Source organism: Corynebacterium sp. HMSC063G05 (genome assembly GCF_001810555.1).
GTDB lineage: Bacteria > Actinomycetota > Actinomycetes > Mycobacteriales > Mycobacteriaceae > Corynebacterium > Corynebacterium jeikeium_D.
Genome location: NZ_KV801861.1, coordinates 105,062 through 118,163, shown reverse-complemented (window position 1 = coordinate 118,163; position 13,102 = coordinate 105,062). Strand labels below are relative to the sequence as shown.

The 13,102-nt window shown below is 57.4% G+C and carries 12 protein-coding genes and 1 tRNA gene; 4 read left to right on the top strand and 9 right to left on the bottom strand.

Going from position 1 to position 13,102, the window contains the following annotated elements:
• The 5 genes from HMPREF2751_RS08590 to HMPREF2751_RS08570 all read right to left on the bottom strand — a co-directional run bounded on the left by HMPREF2751_RS08590 (window position 1) and on the right by HMPREF2751_RS08570 (window position 5,637).
• On the bottom strand, window positions 1–1,437 hold the full coding sequence (locus HMPREF2751_RS08590) for a penicillin-binding transpeptidase domain-containing protein (protein ID WP_070595877.1): 1,437 nt from the start codon (window positions 1,435–1,437) through the stop codon (window positions 1–3).
• The gene (locus HMPREF2751_RS08585; protein WP_070595876.1) at window positions 1,438–2,799 is read right to left on the bottom strand and encodes an FtsW/RodA/SpoVE family cell cycle protein; all 1,362 of its coding nucleotides are present in this window, start codon (window positions 2,797–2,799) and stop codon (window positions 1,438–1,440) included.
• A complete protein-coding gene (locus HMPREF2751_RS08580) occupies window positions 2,796–4,130 on the bottom strand; it encodes a PP2C family protein-serine/threonine phosphatase (RefSeq protein WP_049193413.1) in 1,335 nt (444 codons plus the stop codon). The genes HMPREF2751_RS08585 and HMPREF2751_RS08580 overlap by 4 nt, the downstream gene beginning before the upstream one ends.
• Complete coding sequence (locus HMPREF2751_RS08575; protein WP_016421758.1) at window positions 4,127–4,588, bottom strand: FHA domain-containing protein FhaB/FipA; 462 nt, start codon at window positions 4,586–4,588, stop codon at window positions 4,127–4,129. Before HMPREF2751_RS08575 ends, HMPREF2751_RS08580 begins: the two co-directional genes overlap by 4 nt.
• A gap of 149 nt (window positions 4,589–4,737) precedes the next feature.
• Window positions 4,738–5,637: a DUF3662 and FHA domain-containing protein gene (locus HMPREF2751_RS08570; protein ID WP_070439233.1), complete on the bottom strand. Its 900-nt coding sequence runs from the start codon at window positions 5,635–5,637 to the stop codon at window positions 4,738–4,740.
• A 265-nt stretch (window positions 5,638–5,902) separates the two neighbouring features.
• Between HMPREF2751_RS08570 and HMPREF2751_RS08565 the strand changes: the two genes are divergently transcribed.
• Window positions 5,903–5,986 (top strand) — tRNA-Leu (locus HMPREF2751_RS08565).
• Between the two features lie 631 nt (window positions 5,987–6,617).
• Window positions 6,618–7,433 carry a hypothetical protein gene (locus HMPREF2751_RS08560; protein WP_070595875.1) on the top strand — a complete coding sequence of 272 codons (816 nt, stop codon included), beginning with the start codon at window positions 6,618–6,620 and terminating at the stop codon, window positions 7,431–7,433.
• 38 nt (window positions 7,434–7,471) lie between these two features.
• Here the strand turns inward: HMPREF2751_RS08560 and HMPREF2751_RS08555 are convergent, their stop codons facing one another.
• Entirely contained in the window at window positions 7,472–7,888 is a 417-nt protein-coding gene (locus HMPREF2751_RS08555; RefSeq protein ID WP_070566462.1) for an iron chaperone, read from the bottom strand.
• A gap of 59 nt (window positions 7,889–7,947) precedes the next feature.
• Between HMPREF2751_RS08555 and HMPREF2751_RS08550 the strand changes: the two genes are divergently transcribed.
• The gene (locus tag HMPREF2751_RS08550) at window positions 7,948–9,330 is read left to right on the top strand and encodes a DHA2 family efflux MFS transporter permease subunit (RefSeq protein ID WP_049193409.1); all 1,383 of its coding nucleotides are present in this window, start codon (window positions 7,948–7,950) and stop codon (window positions 9,328–9,330) included.
• Here the strand turns inward: HMPREF2751_RS08550 and HMPREF2751_RS08545 are convergent.
• A complete protein-coding gene (locus HMPREF2751_RS08545) occupies window positions 9,314–10,006 on the bottom strand; it encodes an AAA family ATPase (protein WP_070439245.1) in 693 nt (230 codons plus the stop codon). The genes HMPREF2751_RS08550 and HMPREF2751_RS08545 overlap by 17 nt on opposite strands.
• Entirely contained in the window at window positions 10,003–11,016 is a 1,014-nt protein-coding gene (locus HMPREF2751_RS08540) for an App1 family protein (RefSeq protein ID WP_070595874.1), read from the bottom strand. The genes HMPREF2751_RS08545 and HMPREF2751_RS08540 overlap by 4 nt, the downstream gene beginning before the upstream one ends.
• 93 nt (window positions 11,017–11,109) lie before the next feature.
• On the opposite strand from HMPREF2751_RS08540, the gene HMPREF2751_RS08535 reads away from it, so the two are divergent.
• Window positions 11,110–11,436, top strand: coding sequence for a transglycosylase family protein (locus HMPREF2751_RS08535; protein ID WP_005511827.1), 327 nt, complete (start codon window positions 11,110–11,112; stop codon window positions 11,434–11,436).
• On the opposite strand, the gene HMPREF2751_RS08530 is transcribed toward HMPREF2751_RS08535, so the two are convergent.
• Window positions 11,433–12,662: an HNH endonuclease signature motif containing protein gene (locus tag HMPREF2751_RS08530; RefSeq protein ID WP_070546993.1), complete on the bottom strand. Its 1,230-nt coding sequence runs from the start codon at window positions 12,660–12,662 to the stop codon at window positions 11,433–11,435. The two genes, HMPREF2751_RS08535 and HMPREF2751_RS08530, sit on opposite strands and share 4 nt — an antisense overlap.
• Window positions 12,663–13,102 lie beyond the last annotated feature (440 nt).

Below are 13,102 nucleotides of genomic sequence, written 5' to 3'. Positions count from 1 at the left end.
TTATCGACCCGCCTGTTCGACCGCGTCAATGAGTGCACGGCCAATCGGGGCAGCAACGGAGGCGCCGGTAGCGCCCTGGCCCTGGCCGCCACCGTTTTCCACGACGACAGCCACGGCGACATCGGAGTCCGGCGCGAAGGCGATGTACCAGACGTGCGGTGCGTACTCGCCGCGGACAGCACCGTGTTCCGCGGTACCGGTCTTGGAGGCAATACGCGAACCGTTACCGCCCGAGTGCGACTCGGAGCCGCGCATCAGCTCAGTTACGGTCTCCGCGACCTCCGGCGAAATCGCCTCGCCGGCTTCAATCGGCTTAAAGGACTTGATTTCGGAGAGGTCGGCACCGCGCACCGATTTGATGATCTGGGGTTCCATGCGCACGCCGCCGTTGGCAATCGTGGCGGCGATGATGGCGTTGTCCAGCGGCGTGAAAGACACGTCGCGCTGACCAATGGAGGTCTGACCCAGCGAGGACTGATCCGGAATATCACCGACAGCGGAGGGCTGAATCGGCAGGCCCGCGTCATCGTGGGTCTCACCGATGCCGAATCGCTTAGCGACGTCCTTGAGCGCATCGGCCCCGTACTGCATACCGAGCTCAGCGAATGCCGTATTACAGGACTGCGCGAAAGCCTGGCGGAGAGACGTAGTAGCCCCACCACAGGTCGAGCCACCGTAGTTCTCCAACGTAGTGGTGGTATCCGGAAGCGTAATCTGCGGTGCGCCAGTGACCGAGGTGTCCGGGGAAGCGCCTTGCTCCAGTGCCGTGACCGTGGTCAACACCTTGAAAGTGGAACCCGGCGGCAGCGGACGCTGAGTGGCGTGGTTGAGCAGCGGTGCGCCCTCATTGTTATTGAGGGACTGCCAGGTACTCTCGTCGCCGGCGGCGATGTCATTCGGGTTGAACGACGGTGTGGAGGCCATCGCGAGAATTTCACCCGTCGATGGGCGAATGGCGACGGCGGAGCCGACGTAGCCGCGTTCAGCGAGTTGTTGGTACGCAGTCCGCTGAGCGTTCGGCAACAGCGTCAGCTCCGTGGAGGCCCCAGAGGGTTCCTTGCCCGTGACCATGTCGAGGGCGCGGGAGGTAAACAGCGAAGGGTCGCTGCCGTTCAAGATCTCGTTCTGAGAGCGTTCGATACCGGCGGAGCCGTAGATGTCCGACAGGTATCCGACCACCGCGGCATATGCCTCCGGGTCGGTGTCGTAGCTGCGGTCATAGAAGCCGCTCTCGCCCTTGACCGAGTGGGCCAGAATGTCGCCGTCAGTGGTGATTTGGCCGCGAGGTTTGGACTTTTCCTCCAGGAACTGGCGGCTATTCAGCGGATTGTGGGCGTACTTATCCTGCTGGAAGCCCTGGATGTAGGTCAGGTTCGCCAGTAGAAGAACGAAGAGTCCGAGAACGACAACAAAGATTTGGCGAATGGTTTTATTCATCTACTGGTTCACCTCCTGAGATGCGGTGGCATTGTCGTTGAGGCCCGAAGGGTTGCTTGGAATACCCCAGGGGCGGTTGGCCTCGTCAGAGACGCGCAGCACGATGGCCAACATGATGTAGCTGGCCAGCAGTGAGGAACCACCGGCTGACATGAACGGAGTAGTCAGACCGGTCAGCGGCATCAGCTTGGAAACACCGGCTGCAACCACGAACAGCTGAATGGCCATCGAGAATGCGACACCGGCCGCCAGCAGCTTGCCAAAGGAATCACGTACCGCCAAGCTCGCCGAAATACCGCGGGAAATCAGAATCGCGAACAGCAGGATGATGGCACTCAGGCCGGTAAAACCGAGCTCCTCACCAAAGGCCGAGAGGATGAAGTCAGAGTGTGCCACCGGAATGTTCTGTGGGTAGCCCTGGCCCAGACCGGTGCCACCGATGCCACCCCAGCTCATGCCGAACAGACCCTGGGAGAGCTGGTAGCCACCCTCGTCGTAGGAGCCCAACGGATCCAGGAAATGCGTGACTCGCGCCTGAATCTTGTCCGAAACCATGTAGACACCGACAACGCCGACGGTCACCAGCACCATGCCGATGATCAGCCAGGAACCACGACCGGTGGCAGCGTAGAGCATTGCCAGCACAGTGCCGAAGAGCACCAGCGCCGGGCCAAAGTCATTCTGCAGAGCCATGATGACGGTAGCGATGCCCCAGATCAGCAGAATCGGACCCAGGTCGCGAACACGCGGGAAATCAATGCCCAGGAAACGCTTGCCCGCCACATTGAACAGCGAGCGCTTATTCACCAGCAGCTGAGCAAAGAAGATCAGCAGCATGACCTTGGCAAACTCACCCGGCTGCATGGAGAACGGGCCGATGGAAATCCAGATGCGGGCATCAGCATTAATCGACGACGGCCACACCAGCGGTAGCGCCAACAGAATCAAGCCGCCGAGACCCAGCAGATACGAGTACTGCGACAGCGAGTGATGGTTGCGCAGCAGGACGATCACGCCGATAAACAGTGCGACACTGAGTACGGTCCACATGATCTGGTTGCGCACCAACGAGGTGTCATTGGCCAGGTCGAGGCGGTGAATCATCACCAGCCCCAAGGCATTGAGCGTTGCTGCAACCGGCAGCATCACCTGATCGGCGTTGGGCGCCACAAAGGTCAGCGCGATATGCGCCACTGCAAAAATCACAAAGAATCCGCCAATGATGTAAAAGACATCTCCGGTCAGAGAGTTACCCTGAGCCAGTTCCAGCGAAATTAGTGCCAAAAGCAACAATCCTGCCGACAGCAGCAGCAGGAGCATTTCCTTCATCCGAAGCTGTCGCTTCGTGGTAGTTTCACTCATTTTCGCACCTGCCTACAGTTGACTCCTGGCTTCGAGCCCAGCTTTTCATCCTTCTTGTCATCGTCGGAAACGGACAGACACACCGGCAGCGCCGACTCCGCCAAACGTCCAATCTGGTCGCTGACACCGTTGTAGGAATCAGCTGGCAGACCTTCCAGCGAATTGCGTGCCGCCGGTGAGAGATCTTCCGGCGTCATGATGTGGCAGTCGACCTTCTCCTTCGCCGTCCCAGCCGGAGGAAGCTGAACTTTATTGTCATCGGTCAAACAGATGAACTGATGTGGCTCTTGCAGATCGAAGCCCAGCAAACTGCCGGGCACGCCGTGCATCAGCTGCACCTGCCCGTCGACCACCGCGAGATGGTACATCGACTCCTTCTTCTGCCAGCCCCAAATACCAAGGCCGACCAACCCGGCCACCAGCACCAGCACCACAGAAATAACTAGCCACTTGCCCTTGGAAGCTTTCTTCTCCGGCGCCGAAGTCACTGCAATTTCCTGTGACTTCCGCGGGCGGAGTGCCGCCGCGCGTCCCGCTGACGTATTGGGGCGGGGGAGTTCCTCCTCCGCACTCTGCAGGGCACCGGCCAGGGCGGGCTCGTAAGGCGTGCGTGCCGACGAATCGACAACATCGGCAACCACCACGGTGATGTTATCCGGACCACCGGACTTCAACGCGTAGTCAATGAGCTTGGTAGCGGCCTCGTCCGGAGTGCCCTCCGAGAGCACATCCTTGATGGTGTCCGCGGATACTGGATCGGATAGACCATCCGAGCACAGCAGGTAGCGATCGCCCTCGTGAACATCGCGATAAGACAAAGTAGGCTCCACCGGGCGACCGGTGAGAGCCTTCAAAATCAGTGAGCGCTGAGGGTGAATTGCCGCTTCTTCTTCGGTGAGATTGCCCTCATCCACCAGGGACTGCACATAGGTGTCATCCCGGGTAATGCGGATGAGCTCCCCGTCGCGCAGCAGATAGCCACGCGAGTCACCGACATGGCACATGCCCAGGCGGGTGCCGTCGAAAAGCAGAGCAGTCAGCGTAGTGCCCATGCCTTGCGTAGAGGGGTTCTGCTCAATTTCATCCGCAATGGAGTTATTGCCCTCCATGCAGGCGCTGCGCAGGGACTCGAGCAAATCGGGGCCGGGCTGATCATTGTCCAGCCGAGAGACGGCCGCAATCATCAGCTGAGATGCGATTTCTCCGGCGGCGTGGCCACCCATGCCGTCGGCAAGCGCGAGCAGACGCGAACCCGCATAGGCGGAGTCCTCGTTGTTCTGTCGGATGAGGCCGCGGTCAGAGCGGGCCGTGTAATTCAGAGCAAGACTCATGGTTGCAACCTCAAAGTTGTACGGCCAATACGAAATTCCATACCCGAAGCCAGGCGTTCCGGCTGTTCCACGCGCTGGCCATTGAGGAATGTGCCATTGCGGGAGTCCAGATCCTCCAAGTACCAGATGCCGTCGCGGTTGATGACGCGAGCGTGCTGGCCCGAGGCGAAGTCATCGTTGAGAACGAAGGCATTCGACTCTGAACGGCCAATAGTGATGTCGCGTTGGTTGTTTAGGTTCATGCGCGAACCCGCCAGCGGCCCGGAGGTGACAAGGAGCTGATGTGGAGTCTGCGAGCGCTGGAAACGCTTGGCCGGAGCACTGCTGGCCTGCCGAAGTGGGCGCAGCGGAGCCGAGCCTGTTGTTTCTGTACGCAGGGTGCGAAGCGTCATCCAAATGAAAAACCACAGGACGACCAGCACGCCGATGCGCGAAAGCAGAAAAACGATAGCTTCCACGTCCGAGGAACCTCCTTATGTAGAGCTGGTGGGTCCGCAAACCGAACACACGGACGTAATTATTCCAGGAATGTGTCGGCAAACCTAGGGCAGTGGCATGTGAACCTGGTGAACCTCACTACTTAGCGGATCTGAATCAGCGGATTTAACTAGCGGATCTGAACTTCGAGAACAGAATGCCCCAGCGAGATTTCGTCGCCGTCAGCCAGCAGCCAGTTCTCAATGGGTTCGCCATTGACAATGGTGCCGTTGGTCGAATGCAAATCGACGAGCACAGCGTCCTGGCCATCCCACGTGATCTCGGCATGCTGGCGGGAAACACCAGTATCCGGGAGACGGAAGTCGGAAGCGGTGCCGCGGCCGATGATGTTCGAACCATGGCGCACCTCAAATACGCGCGAGGAGCCGTCCTGCAACAGCAGGGTGACGGTCTTTTCCTGGGACTGGTCTTCGCCCACGGTCGCGCTGCTCAGCTCAGTTGCAGCCTCTGGGTCGACCGCGGGGATGGGGCGGGAAGCGGTGGGGAACTGCTCAGCTTCAGGCTGCGGGTGGTAGGCGGCAGAGGTCTCTGCAGCTTGGGGTTCATCATCGCTTTGCGACGGGGCTGCGTCAGTGTTGGCATCATCGGCACTGTCCTCGAATGGGGCGAACTCCGAGGTGCCCACGGTGTCCTCGGTGAAAGTGCTGGCCGTCTTCAACTGGCCGGTGTGGAGAGACTCCACTGCCTGCAGGTGGACGCTAATGGAACCGGTGAAGCCCCAGCCGTTGTTACGGCAGTAGCGTGTCATGCGGTCAGCCAACTGATTCGGCAGGTTGGGCTCGGACGCAGAAAGGTTCTTGTAGTCGGCAGCGCTGATGCCAATGCGGAAATCATTGGGTGCCAAGTACTGACCGTTGGCGTCCTGCATCAGGAAGTCTTCAATTTCCTGCTTCAGGCATTCTTCTAACTCATTCGGGACAACCTTGCCGCCGAACACGCGCGCAAAGCTGTTATCGAGCCCGCGCTGAAGCGAGCTATCGAGCTTGCGGATGCGTCCTAGGAAATCCATCTGACTAAAGAAATTCGCCTTCTCCCGCCAAACCGCGGCGGGTTACGTGAAAAAAATGTGCACAAAAATTATCGATACTTAAGCAACAGTATAGAGCCCTACACCTTCAGTTAAGGGCTAGGAACTACTGAGGTTTATCAAATAGTGACGACGGTTGTGGAGGAAGTTGCTATTGCTAAGTGCTGAAAAGTGGTGGAAAACGCGCGCTGGCCTGGGGATTTGGTGGTGTATTAGCGCGGGGTGTTATAGTTCTATTCGTTCCCACGGGCGAGTGGCGGAATGGCAGACGCGCTGGCTTCAGGTGCCAGTGTCCTTTACGGACGTGGGGGTTCAAGTCCCCCTTCGCCCACAGCGAAGATCCTCGGAAGTGTAAAAGCTTCCGAGGATTTTTTTGTTTGCGGTGGCGGTTGGAGTGGGGTTTGGGTTGAAGCAGAGGCAGATGCTGAGCTGAGATTGTTGGCTTGTCCTTTACCCCCCCTTTAACCCTGTCCGGCACTTATGGCCAGGTTTCGGGGACTTATCGATGTATTCTCGACTTATCGATGCTTTTTCGGCACTTATGCGCACGCTGTGGGCCAGGCTCTTTCACTTGTCGATGCGCTATTCACTTGTGGACACGCTGTAGCGCATCGATAGGTGAATAGCGTGGCCATAAGTCGTCGGATGCGTGGGCCAGCGAGCATTGCAGCCAGCTCGCGAGAAGAAATGTAGAAATCTCAAAACTCATTTTGTATTGAAAGTAGAAGAAAACTTGAATAGTTTTGAGATGAGCATGAGGGCGGTCGGCCCCCATCTGCGACATTGGTATAGCGGTGTTCAGTCATGAATTTGGCTCACGGCCATATTTTAACGATTGTTTGGTACCTGTTTATATCGTGAAAAATCAACTCAAGAATGTGTAAGAAATATTAAGAGAGAGCTTGCATGGTGAGGAATCTTCTTCCGAGGAAAGCCTGTCAATTCATAGTCGGAATGTAGGCATGAAAATTATATTTAGAGCAATTCTGGTTACCGCAATTATTCTTGAAGCAGTTCTTTTCCTTCTTATGAATGTGGTATCTGGTTTGCCGGGTTGGGTATTCCTGTTACCACTTGCCGTGGTGGTTGCGGCTTTTCTCTTACTGTTTGGAGGTATGTGGCAAGACTATCTCAGAAATGGCAGGTCATGGGCTTCTTCGCTGTCCGAGACGTCAAAGAAATTTGGCGTACCTCGAAAAATACTAGCGTTACTCGTTTCGGAAGTTGGTTCGCTGCTAGCTGCTTTCACCTTTTTTAAGCCTCAGAGAAATGTCGACAGTGAAGTCAGATCCTTCACAGCATATAGAAACCTTCGAACTGTTGTTTTTATGATACTGGCGCTGAGCGTTGCAGAAATAAGCATAGTGCATTTTGCTATTTCTAATGCGTTTTGGCGATATTTATTGCTGGTAATTAGTGTTTATGCCGTAGTTCTTTTATCTGGATTTTACGTAACTGTTCGGGATCATCCACATCTAATGACACCGCAAGGACTCGTACTGCGAAATGGGCGAAGGCTTATTTGTGAAATTCCGTGGTCACACTTACGTCATGCGAGCTCCGTAACGGCAGGTGAAGGAGGGGACGTAGCAATTGACGAGCACGGCAATCTCAGGGTGCCTGTTTTGAGTGAAGTGAACGTCAGGTTAGAAGTCGATTCGCAGGTCGTGGCAGAAGATCTTTACAAGGGACCAATGATGGTTTCCTCGATTGAGATTTACTGCGACGACAAAGACACATTCCTGCGCGATCTCGCTGAGAAAAGGAATGCTCATTAAGTGCTTGGTAGCTTCCAGGGCTGGTAATCGACCCCGACCTATCGCCAAAACTTGGTCATCCCGAGCTTGTCCTCCATGTTGAACTCGATCATCTTGGCCAGCAGGTCGAGCGGCATCGACTCGGCCTTGCCATCTTTTGGCCAGGGGAAACGGACCATCATTTTTCCGTAGGAGAGGCCGCGGGCATCGAAGTCGTCGGAGAACTTTTCAATACCAGCGCGTTCCGGGGCAATCGCCATGTGCTTCTTGGCGTAGGAGAAACCGATGATAAAAGTGCCATCGAGCGTGAACATCGGCTGATTCCAAGCGTTGCGAACGCCGAGTTCCGGGTACTTTTCGTGAACCCATTCCAACACTTCGAGAGCGACAGTGCGCTGCGTGTCATCATCTACCCGCGAGAGGTGATTGGCGAAGAACTCGGCGGTGGTTTCATCGGTCATATGCTGAACAGCCATGGCCTGGATTTTACTGTGCCATCAACTAACACCCGAGCCATCAACTAACATGACTCCGAGTGGCTACAGATTTGAATACTCAGTTTGATCCCAAAAAGGCGTGGCCAGCGCTATGGACCGTTTTGCTCGGCTTCTTCATGATTCTGGTCGACGCCACCATTGTCACTGTTGGCATCAACACCATCCAGCATGAACTGGGCGGTGAGCTCAACCAGGTCATGTGGGTGACCAGTGGTTATCTGCTGGCCTATGCTGTGCCGTTGCTTATTACCGGCAGGCTTGGTGACCTCTGGGGAGTCAAGCACACCTATGTAGCGGGCCTGGTTATCTTCGTGTTGGCGTCGCTGGCGTGTGGGTTGGCGCCGTCGTTAAGCATGCTGATCATTGCCCGTGTGGTGCAGGGACTGGGGGCCGCGCTGCTGACGCCGCAGACGATGGCGCTGATTACGCAGATGTTTCCGCCGGCGCATCGCGGTGCGGCGATGGGCCTGTGGGGTGCGGCGGCCGGAATTGCCTCGCTGACGGGGCCGCTGGCCGGTGGTGTGTTGATTGAGCTGCTGAGTTGGCGCTGGATTTTCCTCATTAATGTGCCGATTGGGCTGATCGGGCTCGTTTTTGCGTTCCGCTATCTGCCGACATTTGAGACACACCGCAACAAGATTGATTATCTCGGTGTTGTACTCAGCGCGATTGGTATGTTCCTGCTGGTCTTCGGCATTCAGGAGGGGGAGAGTGCCGGCTGGTCCGGTTGGATCTGGGCACTGATTGCCGGTGGCGTGGTGGTTCTTGGACTATTCACCGCGTGGGAGGCCAAGACCACGGCCGAACCGTTGATGCCATTGTCCCTTTTTAAGGATCGCAACTTCACCATCTCCTCGCTGGCGATTGCTGTGACGGGGGCGCTGGTGGTCGCGGTTGGTTTCCCAATCATCCTCTTCGCCCAGAATGCTCGCGACCTATCGACCATCCAGGCCTCACTACTGCTCGTGCCGCAGGCGGTCATTTCCGGTGTCATGGCACCGTGGACTGGGCGAATGCTGGACCGGCTGAAGTTCCGCGAGTTCGCGCTGATTGGTTTTGGGTCCTCGCTGGTGGGCATGCTCGGGTTCCACTACCTCATCCACGAGGACCTCTCCGTGCTGTGGCTGCTGCTGCCGGGCGCCGCATTCGGTGTGGCAAACGCGTTTATTTGGGGCACGCTGTCGACGGCTGCCACCCGCAACATCGACCCGTCCCTCGCCGGTGCCGCCTCCGGTGTGTACAACACCATCCGCCAGATTGGCAGTGTGCTGGGCAGCGCGCTGATTGCTACCGTCATGGCCGCAGCTCTCAGCAGCAACCGTGGCGACTTCACCACCGCCATGAGTGACGCGATGTGGTTGCCGGTGGCACTGTCGGCCCTGGGTGTCGTGGCGGCGCTGGGGCTTAAGAATCCGAAGTAAAACGCTCCACCATGTAGTCTGCGATGCCGACCGGATCGGCCAGGAAATCCCTGGTTGCCCGTACCGCGAGGGTGTCTTCGAAGTGGGTGGTGTCGGCGTCGTCAAGCGAAATAATCGTTGCTTCTGGCGTGGCGAGCAGGATGGGGGAATGCGTCGCCATGATGATTTGTGCGCCGGCTTCCGCGAGCGCGCCGAGGCGGCCGAGGAGCTCCAGTTGGCGTAGGACCGACAGTCCGGCCTCGGGTTCGTCAAGGAAAATCAGTGATTCGGGACTGAAGCGGCGTTCGGCCAGCGTCATGATGGATTGGCCGTGGCTCATCTGGGTGAGGTCTGCCATTTCTCTGCCACCTGGTAGCTGCCCAAGCGACTCGTAATAGCGCGCGAGGTTCAGGTGCGCGTCGCCGCGAAAGAAGAACGTGTCCGGGGGATTGCGCCTGGTCAGCGCCAGTGGGACCGGGGAGGTGCGCTCTTGCGTCTTGTATCGCGAGCCACCGTCCGTATCGACACCCATCGCCGACGCCAACGCCTCCAGCACCGTCGACTTTCCCTTGCCGTTTTCGCCGGTCAGAATGGTAATCGGCGTGGTGAAGGCCATGGGGAAGGGCAGGGCGAGCTTTACGACGTACGCCGGGAGCTCGGCATCATCGTGAATACGGGCATGGCGGAGGTAGATCATGGTTGCGGCAGTTGGTCGATCTGTTTGAGCAGTTCAAAGCCGTCTGCGCCCTCGATGAACGGGACCTCCTTGTTCTCCAGCTTTTCAATTGGCACTGCCGTGCCGTGAGAGAGCACGTGCTCGCTGGGAGTGAGGTTGCGGATTGCGATGGCCGCGACCTTGTCCGGATGCTCCGCCGCGGCCGTGCCGTAGATGAGCGGGTCGTACTGGCCATCATCGCCGACGAGGATCCAGTTGATTTCGGGGAAGTCAATAAACAGGTCGCGAAGTCGCACCTTCTTGTGTTCCTTGCCCGAGCGGAACAGGCCGGTGGGCGTTGGCCCCCAGTCGGTGAGCAGCAGTGGGCCCTTCGGCAGGTTGTTGCGGTGTAGGAATCTTTTTAGTGTGCTGAAGGTGTTCCACGCTCCGGTGGAAAGGTAGATGACGGGGACGTCCGTGTCCTCGTCCGTTTTGCTCGCGTAACGACGGCGAAGTTGCGCATAGAACTCGCCGAAGCCAGCGACGGCCTTGCGCTCATCTGTCTCCTTGACCCAGGAGTTGTAGGCGGCGATGAGGGCGCGCGGCAGCATAGTGACCAAAACGGTGTCATCAATATCGGAGACGATGCCGTATTTGGTCTCCGGGGAGAGGATGAGGACCTCTGCAGGAGTGTCGTTGATGGTGATTTCGTGCCAGCCGGGTTCCAGGCCGTGATTCCTGATTAGTACCTCGATATAGCCGTTGCTATCCGTGGTGGTTTCCACCGTGCGGTCGCCGGCAGTGATGGTGACGGGAAAGTCCGCGAGTTCGACGGTAAAGAACTGCCAAAATCCGCGTTTTTTGTTTCGTTCTTCGTCTCGTTTTTTGGCCGGATCCTTCAGGAGGACACGGCCGAATACGCGCACGCGCTCTGCATTTCCGTACCCGGTGAAACCGATGATTTCCGGTTCCCAACCAGCGTTTTTGGAACGCTTGGCGGCCAGCGCGTTGATCCTTCTCTCGGTCTTGCGGACGACATCTGCCACGGACATGCTTTCCAGGATACGGGTTGACAGGACGGGGGAGGGTGCGCGTAGGTTGGTCGCCCAAGAGAAAAGTCAACCCTTTAGGAGTGTTCTCTTTTTATGCGTTTTTCCGGTAAGTTCATCGCATCCGCCGCTGTGGCAGCAGGCATGATTGCTGCCCCGACCGCGGCCGCTAACGCTGCATCAGTTAGCGCCTGGGATCAGGTTGCGGCTTGTGAGTCCGGCGGAAATTGGCAGACCAATACCGGTAACGGCTACTACGGCGGACTGCAGTTCTCGCAGCAGACCTGGAGCGGCCACGGCGGTGACCAGTACGCACCGACGGCTGACCAGGCCACTAAGGAGCAGCAGATTGAGATTGGCGAGCGCGTGCTTGCCTCCCAGGGTGCTGGCGCATGGCCGAACTGCGGTGGTCCGCTGGGTTAATCCTCCCCATCATCAAAGACCAGATCTGGCACAGCCGCGAATGACAGCCACCACTTCATGTAGTGGTCATGGCGTGCTTTCGTCTTCTGGGTAGCGCGTTTGTCAAAAGTCTGTCGGCCGAACCCGGCTAATGGTCCGGCCGGGACGGTCGCCGCGGTAACGCCGTCGGCAGAGGACCACACCTCTGAGCCGTCCTCATAAGCGGTGATATCCCAGAGCTTGTGGGTTTTCAGGTTGTGGTGCTTCCTGCATAGGCAGTGCAGATTCTGCGTGTCGGTGGGACCACCGGCTTCGGGGTCTTCCTGGTTGTACGGCGCGATATGGTCAATATCGCACTTGTACGCTGGGACTTCGCAGCCGGGGAAGCGACATGTTCCATCGCGACCGTGGACGCGGGCGACCTGCGCTGGAGTTGGGCGGTAACCATTGGTGGCGCTGTCTGCTGAGAGGCGGACATGCGTCACCTTTTGCATCCACTCCTCCGTGACCAGCGCGCCTAGCCAGCCGGCACCGTCCAGCCAGGCGTCATCACTGTGGGGCTCGCGGAAAACATTGAGCACAACTTCCGCATTGGTGCGCTGGTGGATGAGTTCCACAAATGCATCCGCCTGCGTCATTTCCTCATTCGCGCGGAAGACCGTTTCAATTGCGCACATGGCGAAATAGGCGCGGTCCGGCCGCAGTGTGAGAATGATTTGGGAGTAGCTGTCGGGACGTTCCACCAGAGTCACCGATTCCGTGTCGGTGATGGTGGGAATTGTGCCGTCGGCGCGAGCACGGTCATCCAAGTCCGCAGCAATATCACCAATTTTGGTGGTGAGCGTGCGAGGACCAATCATTGCTTGACGACGCTTCCGTGGCGTAACCAATGCCAGAATCTTCTTCTCTGCATCGGGTATTTGATCAGGCTCGATGCCGACTACGCCATGTGCAATGATGCCGAGTTGCCGCATGGATAATGCGCAGCTTTCCCGGGCGTATTCCGCCAACTGTGGCATTTTCTCCAGCAACAGGCCAATGTCACAGATACGCAGTGCTTCACTGCGGGTGATTCCCAGCCGAATGCTGATGCGAGCGGCATGGTTTTCAACGTCATCATCACCTGCAGGGCAGCAGGCTTCAATCAACTCAAGTTGGGCGCGGTTGGTAGCCCGCGCGAGTGCTGAGAGCTCATCTTCAGGATTTTCGTGAGCCCAATATGGTTCGGGTACTTGTTCGGACTTCATTGGATCCCCCTGGTGCTCCAATGGTTGTCGGTTTTCTTTCGAACTTACTTGCTATCATACGGGCGCTTTTCTGGCTTGTAAAGAGGAATGAAAGAGAATTTTGAGGAGTTTTCAAAGGTGCTCGGTGGAGGCGGTAAAGCGCTATCTAGCTGCATATTTGAGGGAGTAGTGTGAGCTGTATGCGAGCTAGCGGACGGAAAACAAAACTAAAACACCCGTTCGAAAAACGAAAGCTTGGTAATCTCGCTTTCATAAAAGCGGAGCTGTAGAAAACAGGGAGCAAAACCATGATCATCCGGAAAGCAACGCGGGAGGACGTCGCGGCTGGCGGGCTTATGCCTCAATGAAAGGCTGCCACCGAAGTGGCAGCAACGTTACCGAACTGCAGAAACCCGCCCTGCGCGTCCATGCCTCAATGAAAGGCTGCCACCGAAGTGGCA

Coding starts and splice junctions, on each gene's coding strand:
- HMPREF2751_RS08590 (WP_070595877.1), bottom strand. CDS start 1,437: ATGAATAAAACCATTCGCCAAATCTTTGTTGTCGTTCTCGGACTCTTC.
- HMPREF2751_RS08585 (WP_070595876.1), bottom strand. CDS start 2,799: ATGAGTGAAACTACCACGAAGCGACAGCTTCGGATGAAGGAAATGCTC.
- HMPREF2751_RS08580 (WP_049193413.1), bottom strand. CDS start 4,130: ATGAGTCTTGCTCTGAATTACACGGCCCGCTCTGACCGCGGCCTCATC.
- HMPREF2751_RS08570 (WP_070439233.1), bottom strand. CDS start 5,637: ATGGATTTCCTAGGACGCATCCGCAAGCTCGATAGCTCGCTTCAGCGC.
- HMPREF2751_RS08560 (WP_070595875.1), top strand. CDS start 6,618: ATGAAAATTATATTTAGAGCAATTCTGGTTACCGCAATTATTCTTGAA.
- HMPREF2751_RS08555 (WP_070566462.1), bottom strand. CDS start 7,888: ATGGCTGTTCAGCATATGACCGATGAAACCACCGCCGAGTTCTTCGCC.
- HMPREF2751_RS08545 (WP_070439245.1), bottom strand. CDS start 10,006: ATGATCTACCTCCGCCATGCCCGTATTCACGATGATGCCGAGCTCCCG.
- HMPREF2751_RS08540 (WP_070595874.1), bottom strand. CDS start 11,016: ATGTCCGTGGCAGATGTCGTCCGCAAGACCGAGAGAAGGATCAACGCG.
- HMPREF2751_RS08535 (WP_005511827.1), top strand. CDS start 11,110: ATGCGTTTTTCCGGTAAGTTCATCGCATCCGCCGCTGTGGCAGCAGGC.
- HMPREF2751_RS08530 (WP_070546993.1), bottom strand. CDS start 12,662: ATGAAGTCCGAACAAGTACCCGAACCATATTGGGCTCACGAAAATCCT.